This is a genomic window from Methanocrinis sp. (assembly GCF_049974945.1).
Classification (GTDB): Archaea; Halobacteriota; Methanosarcinia; order Methanotrichales; family Methanotrichaceae; genus Methanocrinis.
The window spans coordinates 22,272-46,824 of record NZ_JBNGCU010000003.1 but is presented as its reverse complement, the minus strand read 5'-3'; the positions used below and the strand labels follow the sequence as shown (position 1 = coordinate 46,824).

23 protein-coding genes and 1 tRNA gene are annotated in these 24,553 nt (G+C 59.1%); 12 read left to right on the top strand and 12 right to left on the bottom strand.

From position 1 onward, the window contains the following. The first annotated feature begins 58 nt into the window (after window positions 1-58). Genes ACP5EL_RS00830 through ACP5EL_RS00820 form a run of 3 tightly spaced genes read left to right on the top strand, consistent with a single transcriptional unit; the run spans window position 59 to window position 1,449 of the window. A complete protein-coding gene (locus ACP5EL_RS00830; RefSeq protein ID WP_428400531.1) occupies window positions 59-580 on the top strand; it encodes a hypothetical protein in 522 nt (173 codons plus the stop codon). Between the two features lie 6 nt (window positions 581-586). Then, the gene (locus ACP5EL_RS00825; RefSeq protein ID WP_428400530.1) at window positions 587-1,285 is read left to right on the top strand and encodes a hypothetical protein; all 699 of its coding nucleotides are present in this window, start codon (window positions 587-589) and stop codon (window positions 1,283-1,285) included. Continuing rightward, complete coding sequence (locus tag ACP5EL_RS00820) at window positions 1,273-1,449, top strand: ABC transporter permease (protein ID WP_428400529.1); 177 nt, start codon at window positions 1,273-1,275, stop codon at window positions 1,447-1,449. Before ACP5EL_RS00825 ends, ACP5EL_RS00820 begins: the two co-directional genes overlap by 13 nt. A gap of 247 nt (window positions 1,450-1,696) precedes the next feature. On the opposite strand, the gene ACP5EL_RS00815 is transcribed toward ACP5EL_RS00820, so the two are convergent. Both ACP5EL_RS00815 and ACP5EL_RS00810 read right to left on the bottom strand, forming a co-directional pair. Beyond that, a tRNA-Pro gene (locus tag ACP5EL_RS00815) sits at window positions 1,697-1,774 on the bottom strand. A gap of 54 nt (window positions 1,775-1,828) precedes the next feature. After that, window positions 1,829-2,893: a lysylphosphatidylglycerol synthase transmembrane domain-containing protein gene (locus ACP5EL_RS00810; protein WP_428400528.1), complete on the bottom strand. Its 1,065-nt coding sequence runs from the start codon at window positions 2,891-2,893 to the stop codon at window positions 1,829-1,831. 137 nt (window positions 2,894-3,030) lie between these two features. Here ACP5EL_RS00810 and ACP5EL_RS00805 point away from each other — a divergent pair, with 137 nt between their 5' ends. From ACP5EL_RS00805 to ACP5EL_RS00795, 3 genes are all read left to right on the top strand, one after another. After that, on the top strand, window positions 3,031-3,207 hold the full coding sequence (locus tag ACP5EL_RS00805) for a DUF5350 domain-containing protein (protein ID WP_428400527.1): 177 nt from the start codon (window positions 3,031-3,033) through the stop codon (window positions 3,205-3,207). Between the two features lie 8 nt (window positions 3,208-3,215). Next, entirely contained in the window at window positions 3,216-4,352 is a 1,137-nt protein-coding gene (thiI, locus tag ACP5EL_RS00800; protein WP_428400526.1) for a tRNA uracil 4-sulfurtransferase ThiI, read from the top strand. Window positions 4,353-4,494: 142 nt separating this feature from the next. Next, on the top strand, window positions 4,495-8,112 hold the full coding sequence (locus ACP5EL_RS00795) for a PAS domain S-box protein (protein ID WP_428400525.1): 3,618 nt from the start codon (window positions 4,495-4,497) through the stop codon (window positions 8,110-8,112). 16 nt (window positions 8,113-8,128) lie between these two features. Here the strand turns inward: ACP5EL_RS00795 and ACP5EL_RS00790 are convergent, their stop codons facing one another. Genes ACP5EL_RS00790 through ACP5EL_RS00780 form a run of 3 tightly spaced genes read right to left on the bottom strand, consistent with a single transcriptional unit; the run spans window position 8,129 to window position 11,341 of the window. Next, complete coding sequence (locus ACP5EL_RS00790; protein WP_428400524.1) at window positions 8,129-9,307, bottom strand: MFS transporter; 1,179 nt, start codon at window positions 9,305-9,307, stop codon at window positions 8,129-8,131. A 49-nt stretch (window positions 9,308-9,356) separates the two neighbouring features. Continuing rightward, complete coding sequence (locus ACP5EL_RS00785) at window positions 9,357-10,799, bottom strand: MATE family efflux transporter (RefSeq protein ID WP_428400523.1); 1,443 nt, start codon at window positions 10,797-10,799, stop codon at window positions 9,357-9,359. Continuing rightward, window positions 10,796-11,341 carry a GbsR/MarR family transcriptional regulator gene (locus ACP5EL_RS00780; RefSeq protein ID WP_428400522.1) on the bottom strand — a complete coding sequence of 182 codons (546 nt, stop codon included), beginning with the start codon at window positions 11,339-11,341 and terminating at the stop codon, window positions 10,796-10,798. The genes ACP5EL_RS00785 and ACP5EL_RS00780 overlap by 4 nt, the downstream gene beginning before the upstream one ends. A gap of 96 nt (window positions 11,342-11,437) precedes the next feature. Here ACP5EL_RS00780 and ACP5EL_RS00775 point away from each other — a divergent pair, with 96 nt between their 5' ends. From ACP5EL_RS00775 to ACP5EL_RS00765, 3 genes are all read left to right on the top strand, one after another. Then, the gene (locus ACP5EL_RS00775) at window positions 11,438-13,765 is read left to right on the top strand and encodes a hydrophobe/amphiphile efflux-3 (HAE3) family transporter (protein ID WP_428400521.1); all 2,328 of its coding nucleotides are present in this window, start codon (window positions 11,438-11,440) and stop codon (window positions 13,763-13,765) included. Beyond that, window positions 13,762-14,814 (top strand): COG1361 S-layer family protein, encoded by a 1,053-nt coding sequence (locus ACP5EL_RS00770; protein ID WP_428400520.1) that lies wholly within the window; start codon window positions 13,762-13,764, stop codon window positions 14,812-14,814. The genes ACP5EL_RS00775 and ACP5EL_RS00770 overlap by 4 nt, the downstream gene beginning before the upstream one ends. Before the next feature lie 463 nt (window positions 14,815-15,277). Next, window positions 15,278-17,521, top strand: a complete 2,244-nt coding sequence (locus tag ACP5EL_RS00765) for a C25 family cysteine peptidase (protein WP_428400519.1) — start codon at window positions 15,278-15,280, stop codon at window positions 17,519-17,521. A gap of 65 nt (window positions 17,522-17,586) precedes the next feature. Here the strand turns inward: ACP5EL_RS00765 and ACP5EL_RS00760 are convergent, their stop codons facing one another. Continuing rightward, window positions 17,587-18,426, bottom strand: coding sequence for an MBL fold metallo-hydrolase (locus ACP5EL_RS00760; protein WP_428400518.1), 840 nt, complete (start codon window positions 18,424-18,426; stop codon window positions 17,587-17,589). Between the two features lie 145 nt (window positions 18,427-18,571). Between ACP5EL_RS00760 and ACP5EL_RS00755 the strand changes: the two genes are divergently transcribed. Then, the gene (locus ACP5EL_RS00755) at window positions 18,572-18,784 is read left to right on the top strand and encodes a DUF378 domain-containing protein (protein ID WP_428400517.1); all 213 of its coding nucleotides are present in this window, start codon (window positions 18,572-18,574) and stop codon (window positions 18,782-18,784) included. Between the two features lie 137 nt (window positions 18,785-18,921). Here ACP5EL_RS00755 and ACP5EL_RS00750 read toward each other — a convergent pair whose 3' ends face one another. The 4 genes from ACP5EL_RS00750 to tsaA form a co-directional block, all read right to left on the bottom strand. Further along, complete coding sequence (locus tag ACP5EL_RS00750) at window positions 18,922-19,680, bottom strand: heparan-alpha-glucosaminide N-acetyltransferase (protein WP_428400516.1); 759 nt, start codon at window positions 19,678-19,680, stop codon at window positions 18,922-18,924. A gap of 108 nt (window positions 19,681-19,788) precedes the next feature. Then, window positions 19,789-20,217, bottom strand: a complete 429-nt coding sequence (locus ACP5EL_RS00745; protein ID WP_428400515.1) for a COG4315 family predicted lipoprotein — start codon at window positions 20,215-20,217, stop codon at window positions 19,789-19,791. A gap of 86 nt (window positions 20,218-20,303) precedes the next feature. After that, on the bottom strand, window positions 20,304-20,711 hold the full coding sequence (locus tag ACP5EL_RS00740; protein ID WP_428400514.1) for a COG4315 family predicted lipoprotein: 408 nt from the start codon (window positions 20,709-20,711) through the stop codon (window positions 20,304-20,306). A gap of 116 nt (window positions 20,712-20,827) precedes the next feature. Next, a complete protein-coding gene (gene tsaA, locus ACP5EL_RS00735; protein ID WP_428400513.1) occupies window positions 20,828-21,283 on the bottom strand; it encodes a tRNA (N6-threonylcarbamoyladenosine(37)-N6)-methyltransferase TrmO in 456 nt (151 codons plus the stop codon). A gap of 348 nt (window positions 21,284-21,631) precedes the next feature. Between tsaA and ACP5EL_RS00730 the strand changes: the two genes are divergently transcribed. Then, window positions 21,632-22,051, top strand: coding sequence for a sensor histidine kinase (locus ACP5EL_RS00730; RefSeq protein ID WP_428400512.1), 420 nt, complete (start codon window positions 21,632-21,634; stop codon window positions 22,049-22,051). Here the strand turns inward: ACP5EL_RS00730 and ACP5EL_RS00725 are convergent. Together ACP5EL_RS00725 and ACP5EL_RS00720 are read right to left on the bottom strand one after the other, a co-directional pair. Then, complete coding sequence (locus ACP5EL_RS00725; RefSeq protein WP_428400511.1) at window positions 21,987-22,439, bottom strand: hypothetical protein; 453 nt, start codon at window positions 22,437-22,439, stop codon at window positions 21,987-21,989. The two genes, ACP5EL_RS00730 and ACP5EL_RS00725, sit on opposite strands and share 65 nt — an antisense overlap. Beyond that, window positions 22,436-22,633, bottom strand: coding sequence for a DUF2116 family Zn-ribbon domain-containing protein (locus ACP5EL_RS00720; RefSeq protein WP_428400510.1), 198 nt, complete (start codon window positions 22,631-22,633; stop codon window positions 22,436-22,438). The genes ACP5EL_RS00725 and ACP5EL_RS00720 overlap by 4 nt, the downstream gene beginning before the upstream one ends. A gap of 114 nt (window positions 22,634-22,747) precedes the next feature. Here ACP5EL_RS00720 and ACP5EL_RS00715 point away from each other — a divergent pair, with 114 nt between their 5' ends. Further along, entirely contained in the window at window positions 22,748-24,547 is a 1,800-nt protein-coding gene (locus ACP5EL_RS00715) for a right-handed parallel beta-helix repeat-containing protein (protein ID WP_428400509.1), read from the top strand. The last annotated feature ends 6 nt before the right edge of the window (window positions 24,548-24,553 follow it).

The following is a 24,553-nucleotide window of genomic DNA, read 5'->3' as shown; positions in this document are numbered from 1 at the left end:
TCGGAGTGGACGGTGCCGGAATGCAGCAGGGTAGGGGAGGATTTGACGATCAGATTAGATGATGAAAAATATTACCATTTCAAAATCTCCGATCGGCTCGACTGCCGCTCCCATAAAGACCGTCTTGGTCAAGAGCGGCTTTGCCCTGGGACCTGCGGGGTCGTCCTCCAACTCGGCCCGTCCCCTCAGGATCGAGATCGAAGGGCTGAGACTTCTCAGCCCCGCCCAGATCAAAGACCTCCTGCAGAACAGAAAGAGCCTGGAGGAGATCAAGATGCTGATCGAAGAGGAGGCGAACCCCTCCTTCATATATCGGGGTAAGATGAGGCTTGACGGGCAATGCTTCCGGCTGGTGGACTTAGATCTCAGATCCCGGGACTCCGAGACCGTCCTTTCGGCCGACCTCGCCGAGATTCGGGAAGCGCGAGACGGGATCTGGCGTTCTGAGGCAGCGGGCGACGTGGTCGGGCGCATAGAGACTAAAGAGGGGATGGGGTCTGCTCGAGGTCTCCTGGTGATACGCCAGGGGATCCTCTGCGGCAGGTACACGGTCCACCTGGAAGCGCCTTCCCAGGGCTGATCTATCGTGAAGATCGCAAAGAACTCCGTCCTCTTGGCGATGATGATCTCCTTCATGACCACGGCCCTCTCCTCCCCCTTCGAAGAAGGTCCGGCCCCGGGGGTAGTTCCCTTTTCGGAGGCGGATCTTTTCGAACCCCTCCCGCCAGATGCTGGGGCAGGGGGACCTCGCCTCGAATATGGATCTCTGGGGAATGGACGTCCGCCAGGGGGTCCTTTCCGGGCGGAGGGGGTCGCCCTGGAGAGGGGCGAGACTTGCTTCCTGCACATATGGCTGATAGATACCAAACAGATCCCCCCTGCCCTGGCCAGAGATCTGCTGAAAGAGAACAGGAGCCTCGATGAGATACGAGAGGAGATCTCGATGTCTGGGGGGAAGACGACCAAAAGGGGTGGCATGATCCTGGGCGACGAACGATACATCCTGATCAACATCAACCAGACCTCAGAAGGCAGCTGCTCCGTCCTCGATGCCGACCTGGCGGATTTTGGCTCCAGGTCGTGGAGCGCCGAAGGTCGGTTGACGGGTCACCTCACCATCGAAACCTGCGATGATAACGGGGTCCAGGTGGGGGAGGGGAGCCTGACGCTGAAGGAGGATGGCGATACGTCGAGCTACAGGCTGACCTTTCTGGCTCCCCACCCGGGGACGGCTCAAAACGGCCAGCCCGCCGGAGATCCAGGAGAAGTCCCTTGTCCCTGGTAGAGATCGCCGCCCCGGAGAAGGGCTATCGGGTCGGCGAGGTGACCCTCACGTCCGTCGCCTTCGGCCTCATCTTCGGCGTTCTGATCACCACCATCGCCGGGATCTATCCCGCCAACAAGGCCGCCATGCTCGACCCCATCGAGGCCCTCCGGGCGGAGGGATGAGGGACCAAGACTCGTGATCTCCGGGCCCGCCCCGAAAGCTCTCTGGTGAGATATACCGTTTCAATTTCCCTCCTCTCCCTTGCCAGGGAGCCGGGACCGTGGGCCCGGAGTGTCCCGTGATATGAATTGTATATATTAGATTTCATAAATCGAGGCTGGTTTTGGCCTCGAAGAGAGGTGAAGATTATGATATGCAATAAGTCTCTGAGAGATGTGAGATGCGGCCATTTAGAAACTTGTATAATATTGGTGGGACAGCGCGGATTTGAACCGCAGTCCAAGCGTCCCAAACGCTCGAGGATCGACCAGGCTACCCTACTGTCCCGCTAGGGTGGCCTTGACGCCTTGATGGTATTTAACTTTATTTCAGATCTCGGCGTCAGGAGGTGCTATACGAAGACGCTCTGTCATTGCGATTCCTCTCGATCCGTCTCATCAGATGGACCGTCGATATGCCGCCGAGGAGGGCGAGAAACCAGAGCTGGACGAGGCGAATGAGGATGGTGACGGCGGCGGCATCGTAGATGGGTATCCCGACGGCGGAGAAGAGGGCGGTCATCAGTATCTCCACCAGGCCCACGCCTCCGGGAAGGCCCAGAGGCAGAGTCTGAAAGACGATGATCACCGAGTAGACGGCGAAGATGGCGAGGGGGGATACGTCGACCCCAAGAGACTTGAAGGCTGCTAGGGCCACCATCTCGAGGCAGAGCCAGCCGGCGAAGGCCCAGAGGAGGCTTTCGAGGACGGCTCCCCTCTTCTGGCCCAAAAGGTGCATACATCTCTGAAATCCAGAGGCCGCATCGTAGCAGACCTCGCGATCAAGCTCCCGATGAAAGATCCTCTCCAGGGGGCCGATGGCGGTGCCGACCATCCTCTTCAGCAACCGCTCTTCAAAGCAGATCCCGACGAGGGCGAAGCCCGCCGAGACCGAGAAGATCATCATGATAAAACAGGTGGTGAGGGCCCAGCTCGGAGCCGAAGATCGGAATACCAGATAGGGAAGGCTCAGGACCATGCCGAGGAGGAAAGGAACAGAGGTGATGATCCTGCTGGCGGCGACGGATGCGAAGCTCGCGTCGAATCGAGATCTTCTGCCGACCTTGTCCAGAAAGTAGATCCTGGCGGTCTCTCCAGAGAAGCTCCCCGAGGGGATGAGGTTGTTGAGGAAGATGCTGGATAGGTAGATCAGGAATAGTTCTTTTAAAGACGCCCCGCGGTCCAGCTCCTCGGCCACCCTCTTCCAGGAGAGGGCGTTGAAGGCTACCATGAGGAGGGATAGGACTAGGGCCGCCGAGAATATCGCCAGGCTCACGCCGTCCAGGCTCTCGGCGACCTCGCCGAAGCCCAGCCGCCGGAGGTAGGCGAGATATATCCCAAGACCAAAGATAACGAGAGCTGTGGACTTGCTTACCTGAATTCTGGGGAGGGCCATCTCGCGGTTCACGGTTGGATTGATGGCAGGTCCCGTTAAAAGAGTTACCTCGAAGATCCCTTCTGGCACCCCCACTGGAAGAGTGCCCGACCGGCCTGTGCCCCCTTCCCTCGAAACCTATTTAAGATCGGTCCGGATAGTTACGGCTTATGGGAAAGACAGGAAGCGTTGAATGGACCAAGATTAAAGGAAGAAAGGGACAGATCAGACAGGTTGCCAACTCCGAGGCTTCTCACAAGAACCCAGGTCCCATGCAGAAGTACACCTCTTCTGGGGCGAGGAGAAGGAAGATAGCGCGGTCCGCGAAGGCCATAGCGACCAGGTAAAGGTCGATATGCCCTCACCAGACTCGGTCCTGGTCAGGTACGGCGAGATCGCCCTCAAGGACGCCTGGACCAGGAAGAGTTGGGAGAGGATCCTGGCCTCCAACATAGTCTTCGATCTGAAGGAGGCGGGGATAGATCACCAGTTGTCTCTGGAGAGGGGCAGGATCTTCGTCCTAGCCTCCGACCCCAGGGCGACTGCGATTATAGCCGACGTTTTTGGAGTCGTCTCGACCAGCCCGGTCTGGACTTGTGAGCCCGACCTCGAGGCGATCAAGAAGGTCGCCTCACAGATCGCTGTCGAGCGGCGTCCTGAGTCCTTCGCCATAAGGTCGCGGCGGGGCGGTGGCGAGATATCGAGCACCGAGATAGCCGTGGAGGTCGGCGGCGCCGTCCAGGAGAGGACAGGGGCGAAGGTGGACCTCAGCGATCCAGAGCTCGAGATCTTCGTCGAGGCAAGGGAGAAGAAGGTCCTGGTCTTCACAGACGTCGTCAAGGGCGTGGGGGGTCTTCCCCTCGGCACCCAGCCGCGGATGCTCGCTCTCCTATCAGGGGGGATTGACTCACCGGTAGCCGCCTGGATGATGATGCGCCGGGGCTGTCCGACCTCGCTCCTCTATTTTGACGCGAGGCCTTACGTCGACGCCCTCCCCCAGGCCAAAAAGTCGGCCCAGGCCCTGAGGCGGTGGACCGCCGGAAGGAAGGTGAACTTCATCCAGGTTCCGATGGGTGAGGGGCTCTCGAGGATAAGCGATGCCGAGCCTCGGGCCACCTGCCTCCTCTGCCGGCGGCTGATGTACAGGATAGCCCGCCTGGTGATGGAAGAGGAGGAGGCCTGTGGCGTTGTGACCGGCTACTCCCTGGGCCAGGTCGCCTCCCAGACCCCGGCGAACATCATGGCAGAGCAGTCGGGGATCGACCTTCCGATCTACCATCCCCTCATCGCCATGGACAAGTCCGAGATCGTCGACCTCGCCCGAAAGATCGGCACATATCGGGCGACGGCGGGCGCCGGAAGCTGCAGCGCCGCGCCAAAAAGGCCGATGACCAGGGCGAAGGCCGGGGAGATCCGGGTGATGGAAGTGGAGCTGGGCCTCGAGGAGATCGCACGCAAGCTCTTTGCGGGAAGGGAGAGGACCAGGATCTGACGATCCGCCCAAATGGATGACGGATCGACGGGCGGCCATCATACAAATTTTTATATCGAACTTAGTCCAGATCGAAGGATAGAGATCAGGATCGGAAGCGATCTCGAACCCTGAATCTCGGAAGGTCTTCGATGTTTCCGAGATGGAGATCGGGGATTGGCCAGGAAAAGTTGGAACCTTCGGCGGAGTTGTTGACGATATGAGCTACAAAATCCTGGAAGATGAGATCGAGAAAGCGCAAGGTCTGACCAGAGAGCTCTGCCGAGGAGCGGGCTTGCCTGGAGAAGATCTGGTCTCGAGCCTCGAAGAGCTCTCGGCCAGCCTGAAAGAGATCCATCGATCGGCGAAGACGCTCCAAAAAAGAGACGAAGAGCTGTTGGCGACAGAAGAGACGCTGCGAAGGTCTATGGAGAGGTACCGGACTCTGGTGGAGAACCTCGACGGTGTGATCTACATCGTCGATCCCCTGGGCAAGATCACTTACATCAGCCCCGCCGTCGAGAGGGTATTCGGTTACTCGGTCGATGAGATCCTGGGCCAGAGCGTCTACCAGTTTCTCCACCCCGACGACATCGGCCTCCTTGAAACCAAGTTGAAGAGAGCCCTCGACGGCAGATCTAAAACCAACGAATATAGATTCATCGACAAAAGCGGCATCGCTCACGTCGTTCGAACCTATGGAAGGCCGGTCATCGAGGGCGACGAGCTGAAGGGGCTCAACGGGATCATGGTGGACGTAACGGAGCAGAAGAAGGTCGAAAGGGCCCTCAAGGAGAGCGAAGAGAGGCTCAACCTGGCCATTGAGGGGGCAGACCTCGCCGTCTGGAACTGGAACATAAAGACGGAGGAGATGACCCACAACGACCGGTACGCCGAGATAATCGGACTACCGCCATGCGAAAAGAGCGACATAAAGGCCTGGAAGAGAGCAATCCACCCCGATGACCTGCCTGCTGTTGAGGCGCAGCTCAGGGATCTCTTCGCGGGAGAGACCCACCGCCTCAGCGTGGACTACAGGACGAACTCCAGAGACGGGGATCTGATATGGGTCCACCATCAGGGGCTGGTGGTGAAGAGGGACGCCGCGGGGAAACCCGCGAAGGTGGCAGGGACGATGCAGGAGATCGCCTGGCGCAAGGAGATGGAAGAGGCGATCCTCGAGGCTTCAGAGAAGCAAAAAGAGCTGGAGCGGATTGTCAACCGCAGCCCTGCCATCGCCTTTGTCCAAAACCTTCCTTTGGGGAGGCCGGTCGAGTTCGTATCAGAGAACGTCAACCAATTGGGATACAAACCCGAGGACTTTTATTCCGGAGCCGTTTCGTTTGATGGAGACCTGGTCCATCCTGAAGATCTCGGGACTGTGATCTCCGAACTAAAACGGCAGATCGAGGATGGATCCAAGAGCTTCTATCAGGAGTTCAGGGTCCTCACCTTGCCGGGCGAGGTCCGATGGCTTGCCAGCAACGTCTGGATCAGCCGGGATGAAGACGACGCCGTGACCGCCGTTGAAGGGATCGCTCTCGACATAACGGATCGCAAAAAGATGGAGATGGCCCTGGCGGAGAGCGAGCGACGGTTCAGGGAGATGGCGGACGCTCTGCCCCAGCCGATCTTCGAATGCGACCTTCAGGGCAAGGTCACCTTCGCCAACCAAACCGCCTTCGATCTATTCGGGTACGATCGCGACGACCTGGAGGAGGGCGTCAACATCTTTCAGGTATTCGCCTATGAAGACCGAGAGAATATGATGGAAAATTTCCGGATGAGTTTGAACGAAGATCGAGTCTTCAGTTACGAGTACACCGGCCTCAAAAAAGAGGGGACGACCTTCCACCTGATCGTCTACTCCCGCCCGATCATCCGCGACGGCAGGCCCGTCGGTCTGAGGGGCACCCTCGTCGACATAACCGAGCGAAAGCGAGTGGAGGAGAATATCAAACAGCTGGCGGACCTGAGCGAGAAGCTGGTCGAGATCGGAAGCCCCATGATCTTCGTGATCGATAGGAGACGTCGGATATTCCTCTGGAACCGGGCTGCCGAGAAGGTCTCAGGATACTCCGCTCAGGAGGTTATGGGAGATAAAGAGATCTGGACCGACCTCTTCCCTGACGACGAAGAGAGGTCCGATTTTCTCAGGGCTTTGGACGAGATCGATATCGGCAGAACCACTGAAGGTCAGAGGGCGAGGATGCATCTTCGGTCCGGCGAGGAGAAGGTCATCTCCTGGAGCGGCATAAAGCTCGAAGACAGCGACGGAAACGGGATCGGAGTCGTGATCACCGCCCAGGATATGACCGAGTACGCGAAGATGGAGGAGGAGATCCGCTCCGAGCGGGAGTTCTCCAGGGGCATAATCGAGGGCGCAGACCTCTTCATAGTCGGACTCGATCCCCAGGGGAGGATCACCCTCTTCAACCGAGGGGCAGAGAAGGTGACCGGCCTCTCTGCAAAAGAGGTGATCGGCACCAACTTCTTCGATCATCTCATCTCCGATACCGATCGAGAAGCATTCAGAGTCCACGTATCATCGATCTTCGAGGGGAAGCCCCCTGAACAGACGGAGGCCGCCGTCATCACTCGGACCGGCGACGCGATGGCGGTCCAGTGGGGGTGGAGCGTGGTCAGGGGCCAGATCGGCGAGATCGAGAGGGTGATCGCCTTCGGCCACGACATATCCTACGATCGCTGGCTGGAGGAGCAGATGCTCCTCTTCATGGACGCCATCGAGTCCTCCAACGACGGCATCGCCATCTTCGGCAAGACCAACCACCTTCTATTCGCCAACCCGGCCCTCCTCGAGATGTTCGGCTTCAGGCTGGAGGAGGCCCGCGGCAGGATCTACAGAGACTTCATCCTGGACTTCGAGGAAGAGGACGTTCCGGAGAACGAAGGAAACGGCGGCCGAAGACGGGTTACCTGCATTAGAAAGGACGGGTCCACCTTCCCGGCCTCCATCAGCTTCGCCCCGGTCACCAGCAGCGATGGAGATCACATGGCGACGATCGCGGTGGCGAGAGATATATCTCAGACCATCGAGTACGAGACGAGGCTCAAGGCCCTCAACCGGGAGCTGGAGAGCTTCGCCTACACCATCTCCCACGATCTGAGAGCGCCCATCAGAGGGATCCAGGGGTTCGCCCTCGCCCTCCAGGAGGATTACGGCGAGAGGCTCGACGAGACCGGCAGAAGGTACCTCGACCGGATCGGGAAGATCGCCACCAATATGGATCGGCTGATCCTGGACCTCCTGGACTACTCCCGGATAGGGAGGATCATATCGCCGCCCGAGAAGGTCGACCTGGAAAAGCTGATCCTCGAGGCCTTTGAGGAGATAAGACCTCTCGCAAAAGACAAGTCCGCGGACCTCTCCCTGGAAGGGGACTTTCCGGTGATCAGCTGCGAGAGGAGCAGGATAAAGCAGATCTTCTCCAACCTTCTGGAGAACAGCCTGAAATATTCGAAAGATGGTGTCGAGATCGAGGTGGGATGCATCGATCGAGGTGGCAAGTACGAGTTCTGGGTCAGGGACAACGGCATCGGCTTCGATATGAGATATCACGACAGGATATTCGACCCCTTCACGAGGCTTGAGAGGTCCGGCGAGGGGTCGGGGATAGGCCTCGCCACCGTCAAGAAGATCGTCGAGACCTGCGGGGGGAAGATCTGGGCCGAATCGGTCCCAGGCGAGGGAAGCGTCTTCAGATTCACCATCCCCAAAGAGACGGATCTCGCCACGCTGTCGGCCTCAAAGGAGATTTGAGAGTCCGGGCTTTCCCTCAGAAGGATCCATCGGAGTCGACGGTGCCCAACGCCCTGCGGGTGGTAATGTAGGCGGCGACTGTGGCCCCGATGCCGACCGCTCCTCCCAGGATGAAGACGGCGTTTATCGAGAATGCATCCATCACCACCCCACCCAGAAGGGGCGCCGTGATCATCCCCAGACTCATGGCGGTGTTGTAGGCCCCCATGGACGTGCCCATCCCGATCTTTTTTCCGATCTTCACGGTGAGGGCCATCAAAGCAGGCATCATCAGGGCGCTGCCGAGGCCGTTGGCGGAGGCGACGAGGAAGAGGTCCCAAAAGGAGCTGCCCTTTGGGATCAGAGCCAGGCTTCCGGCGGATACGATCGAGCCCGCGAGGATCATCCTGGTGGCAGATCCCCGGTCCGCCATCCTCCCCAGGGGCACCTGAAAGATCGCCATCAAGAAGATGGAGACGGTGAGGATCAGTCCCACCTCGCCGGGAGGTACCGAGATCCCGGGGGCGAAGAGGGGCATGAAGACCAGAAGCGCGCCGCGAACTATGGCGTTCAGGGCGGTGAAGGCGATGATCGCCGGGACGGCGGGCTGGCCTAAGACGGCCCGAAAGGAGATTCTCCCCCTCGCCGAAGAGGATCGGCCCTCCGACTCTGGGAGGAAGAGGACGATCACCAGAAAGGAGAGGGCTGAGAGGCCAGCCATGGCATAAAAAGCCGACGAGAAGCCGAAGGCGTCGTTCAGCACCCCGCCCAGGAGGGGGCCGGACCCCAGTCCCAGGAAGAAGGAGACCTGAAACCTCGCCATGTACGTCCCCTCCTCCCCCCTCTTTGAAAGGTCGCCGATGTAGGCCATGGCGATGGGGACCACCATCGCTGAGGCTATGCCGTGGAGGAACCGGACGGCGGTGAGGGAGTAGACGCTCCCGGCCGTCACGTAGCCCAGGGAGAGGACGGCGTAAGCGAAGAGGCCGGCGACGATGAACTTCTTTCTTCCTGACTCGTCGGAGAGCCTCCCGACGACGGGCATGAATATCGCCCGGGCGGCCGCAAACCCCGAGAAGATCATCCCCACCCAGAGCCCCGAAGCCCCCAGGTTCTCGGCGTAGATGGGAAGCAAGGGGCCGACTATGCCCAGGCCGAGCATGGCGGCGAAGACCGATACGAAGAGGACGTCGAAGAGCCTTTTATCCGAGTTCATAAGTAGATCCCAAGATTCAAGGTTTCCCGTCGCATCCATCCAGCTTCCGTCAAAACCCCACCCCTTTTACGAGCTTTCCGACGTAGCTCCTCACCCAGATATAACCGACGGCGTCTCCCAGGAGGTTTCCTGCCACCATCCCCCACCAGACCCCGGGAAGTCCCCAGCCGAGCACCATCGCAAAGAGGGTCACCAGCAGCAGGTTGAGGACGACCGTCCGCAAAACCGAGATGGCCAGGGCAGACCTGCCCCTCCCCACCCCCTGAAAGACGGCGGCGGCGAAGATCCCCAGGGGTATCGCGGGGTAGAAGAAGGCCATCACGTGGAGAAAGGTGACGATCTCCGAAGCAAGGCCCGCAGAGGCCTCGGTGCGGGAGAAGACTGCGGCGATAGCGGGCGCAAAAAAATAGGTCGCCCCCGAGAGGAGGAGGGCGACGAGAAGGCCCGCCTTCACCGAGTAGAGGTGGGCAGCTTCGATCTTCTGAAAGGCCCTGGCGCCGAAGGCCGCCCCGGAGACCGAGATCACCGCCGTGCTCATGGCGATCAATGGGGTCATCCCGATGTTCACCACCCTCATCCCGACGGAACAGACGGCCACACCGTCGGTGGAGGAGACCGCGACTATGATCAAGTTGATCGCTATCCCCATGAGGGCGATGGATACGAACTCGAAGCTGGCCGGAACCGCCACCCGCAGGATCTCGCGGGCGACGGCACCATCGCGCGAAAAGCCCCCCAGATGTAGGGAGACGAAGGTATCCTTTTTTATGACCATCCAGCGGAGCATCACCGCCGATGAGACGGCTATGGAGAGGACCGTCGCCGCCGCGGCGCCTCTGATCCCCCAGTCCAAGGTGTAGATGAGGATGGGATCGAGGAGGATGTTGAGTAGGCTCGCCACCCCCATGGCGTACATCGCCCTCTTTGCATCGCCCTCGCCCCTCAGGATGGCGTAGGCGACGTTGGAGAAGAGGATGAATAGGGTGCCAGAGAAGATGACCTTCGAGTAATCCGCCGCCAGGGTCGCAGCGGAGCCCGCCCCCAGGAGGACGAAGAGACGTTCCGACGAGATGGTGAGGGCCAGGGTGAAGACGATGGAGAAGGCGGCCATGATCACCATCGTATGCTGGGCGACGAGATCGGCGCCGGTCTTGTCCCCCGCCCCGATCCTGCGGGATATCGCCGACCCTCCGCCGACTCCGAGACCGTTGGCGATCCCCAGGACGACGAAGAAGAGGGGAAAGACGAACCCTATGGCGGCGAGGGCGTCGCTTCCCAGCCCCGCCACCCAGAAGGCGTCGACGATGTTGTAGAGGGAGAAGAGGAGCATCGATACGACCATCGGGGCAGATAGCTTCAGAATGGCGGACTTCGGATCGCCGAGGAGGGTCTCAACCCCCTCCGTCCGCCTGCTCTCGTAGGGGGAGCCGGATTCGAAGTCTCCAGCCTCCTCGAAAGCGGTCTCTCTCCCTATCCGCCTCCTCCCGGTCAACTCCTGCCCGCCTCTCGGATCTCGACCTCTCGCTCCAGGATCTCGATCAGATCGTCTATGGTGAAGGGGCTCACCAGATCGATCAACCTCCGAGCCTTGAAGCACTCCTCCCTCATGGAGCTGAAGAGGCGGTGGAGCCGCTCTGCCTCAGCGCTATCCTCGCCTTCCTCCAGGATCTTTTCGGCCTCGTCGATGGCGGCGATGTGGATCTGCATGATCTGCCTGATCTTCTCGTTCTCGGCCTTGAAGGTCTCATCTATGCTCCGCATGGCTACGTAGTAGTTTCTCTTATCCCCCGGCTTTCTGATCCTCCGGACGATCCCCTGATTCTCCAGGGGGGTCATGTTGGTGCTGACGGTGGACTTGCTGTACCCCGTCACCTCCACCAGCTCGTCCATGGAGAGGGGGCCGTCGGCCATAAACAGCGATCCGATGAGGGCGCCGGCGGCGTCGCTATGCCCCAGCATATTGGCCATCTGAACGCTGGCGTCTATCATGCACCTCTTCGCCGCCTCCTCGGCTGGGAAATCTTCCCGTCTCATCGAGAGGAGTTCTGCCATAAGCTTTAAGTACATTTCGTATAATCCGAAAGCCTCGAAGTTTCGGAATATTCCGAATGGAAAACCGAAATTCTGAAGGTGAAGATCACGAGCAGGGGAGAGAGGCTGGGAAGATGGATCGAGGCAAACCCGATAATCATCCTGACGATGGCGGCGCTCTTCACGGTGGCATCGATCCACTTCGCCCAGACGATCACCATGGAGACGGAGACGGAGACCTTCGTCGACGAGAACTCCAGGCTCTACGTGGAGTTCGACCACCTCTTCAACGATAGGTTCGGGACGGAGTCGATCGTGGTCCTGGTGGAGGGGGATGCGGTCACAACCCCCGAGGCCCTGAAGGCGATGGAACGGTTGACCCGGCAGATGGAGACGGTGGAGAACGTCCTGGGAACGGTCAGCATAGCCGAGATGGTGATGGACGCCGAAGCCCAGGAGACGGGCCTCCGAAAAGTCCCCGATAGTCAGGCAAGGGTAGACGAGATCCTGGATGGGCTTGAAGAGGCGAACCCTGGCATGATGAACGCGATCCTCCCGGACCGGGGACATACCCTGATCTCCATCGATCTTCCGACCAGCATACCCATGGAGACTATGGATGCCATCCTTCCGGAAGCTTACTCCGCGGTGGAGATGGCGGAGTTTCCCGCAGGGGCAGACACCATCGTCACCGGCGAGATCGCCCTCGGCGACGATATCGAGCGGGAGATGAACACCTCCATGGGAACGCTCCTCATGATCTCCGGCCTCTTGATGGTGGTGGCCCTATTCCTCGTCTTCAGGCACGTTCACCTTCCCCTTCTGCCGCTGCCCATCGTCTTTCTGGGGATCATCTGGACCTTCGGGATGATGGGATTTCTAAAGGTGCCTCTGACCATGGTCTCCATGGCGGCCTTCCCCATCCTCATCGGCCTGGGGATAGATTACGCCATCCAGTTTCAGAACCGGATCGAGGAGGAGTTCCAGCGGGGTGGATCGATCGCCGATGCCGCCATAGAGACGGTGGCCCACACCGCCCCCGCTGTCCTGATCGCCCTGATCATAACCGGGGCGGGCTTCTTCTCCCTATTCTCGTCAGCCGTTCCCATGATCAGGGACTTCGGCCTCCTCTGCCTGATCGGGATCATCATGTGCTACCTCTCCTCTCTCTTCGTGGGGGTTACCGTCCTCTACCAGATGGAGCGAGGGCGGAGCAATAGAATCGGCCGGAACGGCGATAAGAGGAAGGAGAAAAAGTCCCCCATAGGCCCCCTGGTCGTGAAGTCGGCGGCCTTCGTCATTCACAGGTGGCAGATCGTGCTGGCGGCGGCGGTCCTCCTCTCCTGCGCAGGCCTTTACGCTGACACGAAAGTTCCCATAGAAACGGACATGATGGAGTTCATACCCCAGGACCTGCCGCCCCTCAGCCAGTTCCGACATATGCATAACATATTCGGTGGCGAGGACCAGCTGAACATCATAGTCCAGGGGGACGTGATCGATCCGGCGACCCTGAGATGGATGGACGAGTTCGGAGATTACGTCGTGGAGTCGAGGGACAAGGTCTACGGCGCCACGAGCCTCGCCACCATCATCAAGGGCTACAACGGGGGGACGATTCCAGAGGAGAGATCCGGGGTGGTGGCGGTCCTAGATAGAATACCCGAAGAGGCCAAGTATCAGTACATCGACGGCCACGACACCGCCCAGATCATCCTGGATATAGGCCAGGCCTTCGACAACCTGGGCCAGGTGGGTGCCGAGCGGCTCCAAAACGAGGTTGACAAGGATCTGATCTGGTTTGAGCCGCCGCCCGGAGTATCGGTGATTCAGACGGGAGAGATGGCGGTGATGAACACCGTCATCGGCGCCCTAACCACCGGAAGGATGCGGATGACCCTCATTGGCCTCGTCCTGATCTTCTTCATCCTATTGGCGATTTACAGAGACCTGTTGAAGGCGACGATGCCGGTAATTCCGATGTTCATCGTCATCGGCTGGATGGGCGGGGTGATGTACACCACGGGGATGAAGTACAACCCCATGACCGCCACGTTGGGGGCGCTGATCCTGGGGGTGGGCTCTGAGTACGCGATTCTGACGATGGAGCGGTTCTACGAGGAGAGGGAGAAGACCGATGACGCCATGGAGGCGCTCTTCACTGCGACGGGAAGCATCGGGGCTGCCATAGTAGCCTCGGGGCTCACCACCGTCTTCGGCTTCTCCGCCCTCATAGCCTCCCCCTTCCCCATGACCAGCAGCTTCGGTATAATAACCGTCCTCTCGGTCGTATTCGCCCTCTTCGCCACCTTCACCGTATTTCCAGTGCTTCTGATCAGGCTCGAGTACTGGAGAGGCCACAAAGCCGAAGTAAAAGCCAGAGCCGCAAGCTTGCTCATCATCTCCCTCAGGAGGTTGAAGGATTGAGAAAGATAGTCGATCTCGGCCTTTTGGCCGCGTTTCTGTTCATCGCCCTCTTTGGCCCCACGCCGGCCGGGGCCTCCGAGAACTACATACCATCGGTATCGCTGGATAATTACTGGACGGCCTTCGGGTCGCCGCAGCTGGACGCAAGCCTCGCGGGGACGAACGAGTTCAAGCGGGGCGATACCGTCACCCTCTACGTCGACCTCACCAACTACGGCAGAATCATGGGCTTTAAGGCCGACAAGAAGGCGGATACCTTGATGGAGCAGGCTCTGGCGGACCGGGAGTTCGACTACGAGCGGGAGAGGACGACGGCCCTGGGGATCATAGGAACCCTCCTGTCCTCATCGGGCCTCATCGAGGTGAAGTCCGGCGACCAGCTGATCGAGGCCCTGAGGTCGGGGGAGAAGTCGAGAGATCCGATGAAGTTCTCCATAAAAATATCAAGCCACGCCCCCGCCGGTGAGTATCCTCTGCAGCTTCGCCTCTCTTACGACTATCAGTACAATGCCGAGGTGGACGCCAACGAGCTGGACTCCAAGGTCGGCCTCCGGGGCTTCCAGTCCTCTTTCTGGTACGAGAGGGCGAACACGACGATAACGATCCCCGTATTCGTCAAGAGGGAGTCGGACTTCGAGATCGCCGAGGTTGAGGCCGAGCTCTCCGCGGGGGAGAAGGACGGGATCATCGAGGTGACGTACAAGAACATCGGCGAGGAGGAGGCCTCCGACGCCATAGCGAGGCTCTCCGTCTTCAAGCCCTTCTCTTCCACCGACGATCAGGCCTACATCGGCTCCCTCGCTCCCGGCGAGGAGAGGAGGGTGAAGTTCAAGATCGACGTCGACTCGGACGCCACAGCCAAGCCCTACAGCATCAACAGCGAGATCAAGTACACGGACCTCCTGGGCGAGACCGTCATCTCCGAGAGCATGAAGATCCCGGTGAACGTGAACCCAGCTGACCGATCCTACACCCTTCCCGGGGTCGTCGCCCTGATCCTCGTCGTGGCCGCAGGAGCTTACATCTTCAGGAGGAGGAAGAGGGGCTGAGGGCCGTATCCTCTCCTCTCAGCTTCTTTTTTTGGGGCCGATGGCGCTCTTTGGCCCCTCACCCGTCGTATCCGGACCTATCCGCGCCTTCTCGGGTCGTCACTCTTTTCTATACCCCCATCCCACGACGTCCTATCAAGGGACTTTTTTGAGGCGTGGGAAACAGTTAAATAGTTTTTCAAGATCAATATACATTTATAAGCAATGAAGGGGGGACCGTGCCACAGTTCGATCAGAGGAGGGGATCGGCTTTCTGGAGGGTCGATCTGGAGACGAGAGCGTCAGATCCTCCGATAGATGCCTATTCTGGAGGAGGTCAGAGCCGACGCCCGACCCGCATGGTCCTGAGATATGAGGGAGAATTATGAAAAAAATTATTTCAGTCTGCTTGATCTGCCTGGTGGGCCTATCTTTGAGCTCGGCGATCTTTTCATCAGCTCTGGCCCAGGCCGATCCCGGTAGCATGAGCAAGATCACGCTGCAGTACCTCCTCGATGAGCCGACGGTGGAGAGGGGCGCGGTGACGCTGGCAGGCCCCGAAGGGCTCGAGGAGGTTTACGACTCGGTGACGATTCCGGGGCTGGAGAGCATGATCGTCCCCGGAGAGCCGGTATTGCCCTTCAGGACGGCCAGGATATTGATACCCTACGGCAGCGAGGTCCGGGAAGTCGAGGTGATCCCCGGCAACGAGAGGTATCTCGGCAGGGTCTCGATAAGGCCCGGCCAGACCTCCGTTCCCATAGGCTTCACCAAAAACTGCACCAGCTGCCGACCTCAGAATAACTGGACCAACCCTACGTTCCTCTTCCGAGACGAGGCGGTCTACGAATCGACGGACTTCTATCCACAAGAGGCCTACTCGGTCCTCGGAGTTCAGAATAAGCACGGCTACAGTATTCTTTACGTCGACCTCTACCCGATAAAGTACATCCCAAAGACCGGTGACGCCTACAGCTTCGGGGCCTTCGACGTCGAGGTTACAACATCACCCGCAGAGACTTTGGACCTCAGCCATTTCAGAGGGCTTCCCGAGGATCGGGAGGAGGTCAACATGATCGTCGACAACCCCGAGAAGATGATAACCTACGTCTCGGATCTCGCGCCGACGGAGAACAAGTCGCTTCTGCTGGAGGGAGATTACGAGTACGTCATCATCACCAATGAGCACCTGAAAAACGCTTCCGGTCCCTACAACTTCCAGGCCCTGGCCGCCTGGAAGACCAAAAAAGGGGTCAATGCGACGATAGTCACCGTAGAGGATATCTACGCCAACTACAGGCGGAGCGCTCGCCAGGAAGACCAGGAGGCGATCCGCGATTTCATAAAAGACGCCTACGGGAAGAACAACATCAGATACGTCCTCCTGGGCGGAGACGGTGACGGAGATAGGGTGGGTGGCGAGACCTGGGACGCCATCGTCCCCGCGAGGGGGCTTTGGGCTTGGGCCTACGAGCCAGACCCTGCCACCTGTTGCGGGCCCTGCAAGCCACCTGATGTCCTTTCAGACCTCTACTACGCCTGCCTCGACGGCAGCTACGACAGCAACGGAAACGGGATCTACGGCGAGCCCAAAGACGGTGAAGACGTCGACCCCATAAATAAGAAGGTGGACCTACTGGCCGAGGTCTACGTCGGAAGGGCACCGGTGGACAACCACGAGGAGCTGTCCAACTTCGTCCGAAAGACGATAGCCTACGAGTCCACCAGCTCCGAAGACCGCTACCTCAGGGGCATATGGATGGTCGGCCAGTACCTGGAGCCCATGGTCTATCCCAAATTCGATGAGGGCGACCCCGAGGACCAGCCTGCCACACCTGTAGCCTATTGGTGGGGCGCAAGCTACAAAGATCGGATAGCAGAACTGATTCCGGAGGGGTTCGGGGTCCATACCCTCTACGACAGGAACACCACCTCAGACGACTGCAACTGCAACCAGAATGATTGGTCCAGAAAAGTGCTGATGGATGAGATCAACGGAGACTACATCCACGCCATAAACCACATCGGGACCTCCAACTTCTGCGACATCGTGGCCTACGTCATGAAGATGGGCTACAACCACGCCGACGCCCTCACCAACGAGAAGTACTTCTTCGGTTATTCCCAGGCCGGCTACGCCGCGTCCTTCGACAACAGGGACCCCGAGGGGGTTTACCTTCCCCACGACTGCGTGCTGGAGCATTTCGTCACTGCGCCGGGCGGAGCCTTCGCCTTCATAGGCAACTCCAGGTACGGTCTAATCGATCTGAGCGACATCGACAACAGCCCGTCTCAGAGGTTCGATCAGGCCTTCTGGGAGGAGATCTTCAACACCACCAGGTGGAACGAGTCCGGCGAGCCCGTCACCAACATCGGCCTCATAAACCAGCTATCCAAGGAGAGGTTCATCGGCGCCGTCAACGCCGGCGGTGGCGGGGGCGAGAACATGAGGTACTGCTACTACGGAATCAACCTCCTGGGCGATCCCGAGACGCCCTTCATCATCCCCGAAGCTGTGACCCTGGGACCGACGGCGGAGATGCCGGAGGAGGAAGCACCTGGTCCGACGGAGGTTGGAGGCGAAGTTAAAGAGCAGCAGAGCTCGATCCTCGATATTCCCGACCTCTTCGAGGACGAGATCGGCTTCGATGAGGACGCCTTCAAGTTCGAGGGACTGGAGTTCGGCTTCAGTGGGGAGATGGGCTTCGGCGATCCCCTGAACTTCTGACCTCTTTTCGGGTCGAGAGAAGAGGAGAGACGGGGCCGTCGGACCTTCTGCGGCCCCTATTCATTTTAATCGTACTCGAGATCCAGCCCCACGCCCACCTCTTTGAGGTCTGCAACTCCTGCCAGGGCGACCTTTGAGGCGAGGTCGGTGCAGTGGCAGGCGTGAACATGGCGGGGCCTGACCCTCTCGAAGTATCTCAGAGTCTCCATCATCTGCCTCTCCGGAGGGTCCAGGAGGTGGAGCCCTCCGACGACGTCGACGACCCTCCTCTCGCCACAGATCCGCATCGCCTGCTCGAGGATGTTGCAGATACCGGCGTGGGAACAGCCCGAGACGATCACCAGCCCCCCGGCCGATCGATAGGCCAGGGCCGAGTCGTCGATCAAGAAGTCATCCCTCTCGCCATATTCGGTCGAGCTCTTCCCCAAGGGCATCTGGGCCTCAAAGTCGTTATCGCGTTCTATCTCCCCCAGGAAGACGAGCCGATCTGTGATCCACGCCGGGCCCCGGCTCAACGCCATATCGAAGGTGCGGGAGAGCCCCTCTCTGGAGAGGAGCGGCCCAATCTCTCCGAGGCCAGGGATCTTTCGCGGAAGAAATGCCTCCGGATGGGCCACCAGCTTCGGTCTCTTGTGGTCGATCCCCTCGATCTTCGCCTCGGTGAGAAGTCTGACCAGGGGGCCAAGACCCCAGGTGTGGTCGAGATGGCCGTGAGAGAGGATCACGAAGTCCAGGTCCAACAGGTCGATCCCCATCTGGCGGGCGTTCTCGATGAAGAGGTCAGAGTACCCCACGTCGAAGAGGATCTTCTTCGGCCCCTCCTCAATGAAGTAGGATACTGCGGGCTCGCCCCGGAAGTAGCGGTCGATGAGGGTGTTGTTGTCCACCAGAACTCTGAGCTTCATATTTTGGCCAGCTCTCTGTTCTCGGGTCGATGATCTATAAAGTTTCGGCCCGATTCTCTTCTGGTGGACCGGGTAACTCGTATCCTCATAAGATCCAAAAATACAAAAGGTATATTAAACACCTCGACGAATTGTTAATCTGGAGGTGATCAGATTGGCTAATCTAGGTCCCCTGGATCTGTTGGCTATAGTGCTGGTGATAGTGGGAGGGCTCAATTGGGGGCTTTACGCCTTCGGGTACAACCTGGTGGAGATTCTCCTGGGATGGATGCCCATCCTCGAGAGGTTGGTATACGTCGTCGTGGCCCTGGCCGCGATCTATCTTGCGGCGCTAACCCCCAAGCTCTCCAAGCAGTGAGCAAGAGACTGGTGTGAGGCGCCTCTTGCACCTCACACAAAATTTTTATACTTTTTCATGTTATTTCTACAGTTCCCTCCAGCTATTCCTCCACATATCTATTCGGTCTTCTGTCCCCAAGCTCCTCGATCCGGTTCTCAAGGCAGGTGGAGGGCTAGACCCTCCCCGACTTCGATGACCCCGAGAAGCTGCATGGAGATTATGAGGATCGGCTGGTGCAAAAGATAAATCGCGAGAGAATTTCTCCCCAGAAGGCAGATCTGCTTTGCAAAAGGTCTGGTGGAGAGGTCTGGAAGGGAGATCCTTCTCGTTCCTTTCGGGTAGAGGAGACCTCCAAGGAAGATCCCCATTGCGACGACCCCAAACCAGGGCAGGATGGGGAAATAGTCGACGGAGAAGAAGTGGCTGGGAACGAGGCCGAGCCAGAGGAGCCAGGGAGTATCGAAGGAGATCTGACGGAGCAAAAGGCCGGCGAATATCGCCGTCGATCCCAGAAAGAGGGCGAGAAGGGGCCTCCTCAGGAGAGGGCGAGAGATGATGATGGAGACTCCGATCAGGTGGAGGATGCCGAAGACGACAAACCCCTCTCCCAAGAGGAGGAGCGTCGAGAGGGTGATCGCCATCCCCCAGGAGAAGATACAGCCCCCCCGGCGGAGATATCGAACCAAGGGATCGTCCCCTCGAATCCGAGTTCTGGCAGAGCTGATATGAAGGGAGATCCCCACCAGGAGGAGGAAGATCGAAGCCGTGACCTTCGCGAAGAGGGGCCAGATCCCCGAGTGGAGATCGACGAGATCGGGGCCCGAGAAATGGTCCAGATCGTAGAGGGCGTGAAAGGCTATCATCATCACCAAGGCGATGCCCCGGAGAAGGTCCACCTCCCAGTATCGCTCCATCCGGGATCCTTCCGGATCCTTCGTCCTCCCCTTCAAAATGGATCGACCGTCTCTACGCCATATCATCGTCCATCGGACAAAAAGGTCGAAAAAAAGATGGCCTCCAACTCAGGGCATCAGATCGGGGCCCGCAGCGAACCACACATCCCCCATCCCCTGGCCCCTGACGTCGCCGGGGTTGTAGTCGTTGATGTAGTAGTAGAGCGGCCATCCTCTGTAGGTGGTCTGAGCTGCGCCGTCATCGCGGTAGATGGTGTCAAAGTCGAAGGAGCTGAGCCTCAGGGGTATTATGATCTGCCCGGTGTGAAAAGGCGGCCAGTACTGGATGCAGGTGTCGCCGCAGCTGCTATTTTCGCTCTCGGGGACGTCTTCGGCGAAGTAGTAGAGGGTCATACCATCCTGATCTACCAGGTACTCGCCGAGCCCCTCTTTGGAGGCGAGATCGATGGTTTTGGCGGGGGTTGCCTCTCCGATGGCGACGATGACCGCCGAGGCTATGGCCAGGGCCAAAACGGCTGTGATCTTCAATTTTATCACCAGAGACCCTTACCGCCGTTCAACGTTTAAGGGTTCCGAGAGGGCGCCGAGCCGACTCAAGGATGAGGTGGCTCCGAAGGGGCCCCTCATTCAGAGGGAAGATCATCGGGGCTGACGACGAACCAGACGCCGCCTGCGTTCTGCCCCTTAAAGTCGCCGGGTGCCTCGTCCTCAACGTAATAGTAGAGCGGCCATCCTCTGTAGGTGGTCTGGATCGAGCCGTCCTCCCTCTCGATGCCGTTGAAGTCAGTGACGTCCAGCTCTGCAGGAACAGCTATCTCCTCGGCGAAGAAGACGGGCCAGAGCTCGGCGCAGCCGCCGTAACATGCGCTGGCGCCGCTCCCCGGGACGTCGCTGGCGAAGCGATATAGGGTCATCCCCTCGCCGTCGACGAGGAATGTCCCGAGGGCCTCGTCGGAGGCCAGCTGGACGGTGTACTCGATCTCTGCGGCCTGCTCATCGGAGGCGTAGGCAGCGACGGCGGTCGCCAACAACGCCAATGCAAGAAGGGTTACAAATCTCAAATTTTCACCTCTGAGCTTTATCAGGTCGGGCCAATATTAATATTTTTCTGGCATCAATACGAAAACCCGGGCCGGAGGAAGCCCTTTCAGCCCTCCCTCGGCCGATAATTGGGGTCCTTCTCCGCCTCGACTCCTGTAGGGGAGTCGAAGTGCTCCTCGTAGGGTTTTATGTCCAGGACGGGGCTAGCGTCCAAGGCGTCAAGGCCGGTGACTGTGATCTTGTTCCCCTCGACGTTCAGGACTTCCACCACCGTGAGGCCGATGGGGTTAGGCCTCCTCGGGGTTCTGGTGGCGAAGAGGCCCCTCTTGGGGATCGACTCGTCTCCCATGGGATGGACCAGAAGGTCGTAGCCCAGGGCGCGGTGGATGTGGTAGATGACGAAGAGGTGGCGGAACTTCTCGATGCCCTTCAGCCCTTCCTGGTACTTCTCGTCGATCTCGATGGTGGATAGGGCATTTCTCATGGTCTTGGGGTCGGAGGGCTCGCCGAAGTCGCAGTGGACGACGCCTATGGGGGTGAATGTCACAGGTTGCAGGTTCATGCTGGTAGTTTGGACGGCCCTATTATGATATCTCCTTTTCTCTATCCCCGCAGGAGGATAGGCCCAGACCTGTGAGACCATATCGGAACTTACAAATAAGATAGTTTAGGACGTCGTAACGATCAGCTGGAGGTCGGCGGAGGAGACTAATGATTCTGGTTCTGATGGTGGACGACGACCCCATGATCATGGAGCTTTCCAGGATCGAAAATGTCGTCAACCAGCCCGAAGAGACGTCCTTCGCAGAGATCGCCCTCGAGGCCCTGGACTTTACGGAGGAGGCGGTCAGGTCACGAGGGATCGAGGTCTCGTTGGAGGAGGGGCTTTCCGGCGGTCTATGTCGACCGGATGAGGCTGGTGGAGGCGCTGGTCAACCTGATAGGGAACTGTGCAAAGTACGCGGCCGACGGGCTCCGGCCGAGGATCGATATCGGTTTTCGGAGAGGCGAGGACGGCGAGGCTGCATTCTTCGTCCGGGACAACGACCCCGGGATCGAGCCCGACGAGCAGGAGAAGGTCTTCGGCCTCTTCCGCCAGGTGGACAGAAACGGCAACGGAACCGGCGCGGGGCTCGCCATCGTCAAGAGGATCATCGAGGTCCACGGCGGGAGGATCTGGATCGAGTCGGCGCCCGGCAGAGGCTGTGCAGTCTGCTTCACCCTGCCCCTGGCCGGGGGCAGGATCTCGGGCAAAAAGGACGCCCCTAATCTTCCAAAGCCTCGGAGAAGACGCTCGGGGTGGCTGAGACGTCGTAGAAGGTCCGGGTGAGCCGCTGGGGATAGACGATGTTGAGCTTTGGTACCTGGTGGCTCAGCTCTCTCGAATCGTACAGGTAGTATCCGCTTTTGAACTCGCCGGCCCCCTTCGAGACGAGGACCGCCCTGGAGGGCTCGGTCCTCTTCACCGTCACGTTATCGAAATCGGAGAATAGGCCGACCAGCTCCGGCTCGATGTACTTCGTTCCCAGGGCGAGGACGTAGAGCTTCGCGAAGGGATCCAGGCCGAACTCGACGTCGAATACGGCGTCGCCGTCCTCTAGAGACATCGTCACCTCCTGGACCCGGATGTACTCCCTTCCCCGCTCTGCGGATATGGGGGAGGCGAGGAGAAACAAGATGAGAAGAACGACCGTCACCGACCTCATTATTTCTCTCAACCCTGGGGCGTCTTCAAGATCACGGGAACGATGAGCATCAGGATCAGAAGCCCTATGAAGACCAGGAAGAAGAGGGTCTGGCGTCTCTGGGCGGATTTGTACTTCGACTCGCAGACCTCGTCGCAGAAGGTCTCCGTCTCCTCGATGGTCTTGCCGCAGACGATGCAGTGCTTGTGAGATGCCGCTTTTGTCAAACCCGATCACCAGTCTCTGGGTTATGACCGGAACCGTAGATAAGATTTTTGCAACGCCCATCTTTGATGGAAAGACGTATTACGGATTGGAGGGTCCTATGCCGAGGTGGACGTATGCTGAGATTGACGTTAGCGGTCTTTATCGCCCTCTCTGCGGGCCTCTTCGCCGGAGCTGACGCCAGGATGTACATCGTGGACGACGACGGCTTCGCCCAGTACCACTCCATAGGCGAAGCCGTGGCCATAGCAGCCGACGGAGATACGATATACGTAAAGCCCGGAACTTACCGGGAGCAGATCGTCTTGAACAAGAGCCTCACCCTTATGCCGCCCCGAGGTGAGGAGGGGGCCGTCAACCTGGTCGGTGACGGAAGCGATATAGGGATAGAGGTTCTGGCGGACGGCTGCAAGATCGAGGGGCTCACCATCTCAGACTTTGCCGGTCCCGGGATCTACGTCGAGTCCAGATCTAACGAGATCAGAAAGAATGTCCTGGTGGACAACGTTCACGGAATCTTTCTGAACGCCACAAGCGGCAACATCCTCGAGATGAACCGGGAGGAGGGGGGGTACTGTGGGATCGTCCTTCTCTCCTCCAGCGAGAACGCGATAAGGTCGAACGTCGCCGAGGGGTGCATGGGCTCAGAGCGAACTCCGGGAGCGGGAATACTGCTCAACGCCGCCGCCAGGAACAGCATCTCGGAGAGCGAGGCTAAGGGTTGCGCTCAGGGGGTTCATATCGTCTCGGAAAGCAGGGAGAACGAACTCGACGGAAACGAGATCGTCGACTGCAGACACGGAGTCCTCATCGAGATATCCTCAGAGGAAAATCTGATCCGGGGGTGCGCCATTGAGAACGCCACCACCGCCATCGCTCTCTACGCCGCTGCGAAGAACCAGATCCAGAATAACGCAATCGTGAACTCGACGAACGGGATAGCCCTCTTCTCCTCGGCCGAGAACAGCATCGTCCAAAACCGCCTTGAGAAAGTCGACGCCGGGTTCATGATCTCGGAGGCGTCCTCGGGCAACGTCCTCGCCGATAACGAGATTGAAGGCTTCAATTCGGGGATCGTGATCACCGACTCCCCTGCCAATCGATTGGAGAGGAACCTCCTGAACGACGGGCGACTTGGCCTCTCCGTCGACGGCTCGACCGAGGAGAGCTTCGACAACCAGATCCTCGAGTCGAACCAGATCGACGGAAGACCGATCCTCTACCTCTACGGCCGGTCGGACGAGGTTGTCTCGGGTCGGGAGCTCAGCCACGTCACCCTCGCATCTTGCGACAACTGCACCGTGGAGGGCTGCTCGGTCTCAAACGACGCCCTCTTCGTATACCTATCCCGAGGATGCAGTATCCTGGACAGCGTCGTATCCGACTGCTACGGAATGCTGGTCCGGTGGTCCGACGAGAACGAGATCAGAGGCAACAGGGCCTGTGATAACAGGTACGGCGGGATTATGCTGGTGGAGTCGAGCAAGAACCTGATCGGCGAGAACACCCTCTGCAGGAACGATAGGGACGGCCTTCTGCTCAGAGGATCGAGCTCCAACAAGCTCATCTCGAACGCCGCCGAGGCGAACCAGGGTGCCGGGATAGCCCTCCTCTCCTCCAACGAGACCGAGATCACCGAAAATTCGGTCGTCAGAAACGGTGTTGGGATCTCCGTCAGCAGATCGAGTGGATGCATCGTCTACAGGAACAACCTGATCGAAAACGAGATTCAGGCGGAGGACGACGGCGAGAACCTCTGGGACTGGGGCGCTCTGAAGGGCGGAAACTACTGGTCCGACCATTCCTGCCGGGGCAACCCCTGTCAGGACAGGCCGAGGGCGATCGGGAATGCGACCGCCGACTACTACCCCTTCGCGGAGAGGGACGGATGGGCCCGGGGGCCGAAACCTACTTGAAGAGGT